Origin of the sequence: Gordonibacter sp. (assembly GCF_036667095.1) — a bacterium.
Taxonomy (GTDB): Bacteria; Actinomycetota; Coriobacteriia; order Coriobacteriales; family Eggerthellaceae; genus Gordonibacter.
Genome location: NZ_JAVWUP010000311.1, coordinates 1,411 through 2,281 on the forward strand (window position 1 = coordinate 1,411; position 871 = coordinate 2,281).

Below are 871 nucleotides of genomic sequence, written 5' to 3' on the forward strand. Positions count from 1 at the left end.
GGACCGCGTGGTGGAGGCCGTTCAGAACGGCTTGTGGGAATGCACCGAATGCGGCACGTGCGACACCGTATGCAAGGCGCTGGAGATCGACCACCTGTCGGTTTGGAAGGATCTGCGGGCTGCAGCTGAGGCTGCCGGGCTGAAACCGGCGACGGCGTAGGACGACACGCCTCTGGTTGATCGAATCTGAAAGAGCGTTGGGTGCGCGCACCTTGTCGGCGAAGTGTGTCGGCAAGGTGCGCATCGCGCGCAAAGGAGTATACTTTTCAGCAAGGGGACCGTATGGGGATACGGACGGGGGAAGTCATGAAGACCGACACGTGGGAGCCGAAAGGGATTTTCGACGACGAAGACGTGCAGATGAAATTGCGCATCATGCATGCCGTCGACCGCTCGCTCGACCAGATCAAGGTCGGCGACCTATGCGAGAAGGTAGGCATTTCGCGACAGGTGTTCTATCGTCATTTCGACAGCAAATACAGCCTGCATTGGTGGTGGCCGACGCACATCCACAAGTTCTACCTCATAGAGGTAGGGCGCACGGTCGATTGGGAGACGGGGTACTCCCATCACCTCAAGCTGCTGTCCCTAGAGCGGGATTTTTTCAAAGTAGCGACGCAGTATACGCTCAACTATCCCAACGAGCGCAGCGTCATGCCGCATTATCGGAAATGCGCTCTGCTGGAAACGTTGCAGGATTACCGTCATGTGGATATCGACGACGAGCTCATGTTCTGCTTGGACAGTTGGGTGAAGACCGAAACGGAGGTGCTTACCGAGTGGTACCGCCTAGGCACAACGCCGCCTTCGCGGGAAGCTGCCGAGAAGCTTGCCTGGGTGGCTCCAAAAATGCTCTACGATGCCCTATCGA

General features: G+C 57.6%; 1 protein-coding gene. It reads left to right on the plus strand.

The features are described 5' to 3' along the window. Positions 1 to 282 precede the first annotated feature (282 nt). Positions 283 to 871: TetR/AcrR family transcriptional regulator (locus tag RR842_RS14085; RefSeq protein WP_332730206.1), on the plus strand; the 589-nt coding region annotated here is incomplete at its 3' end.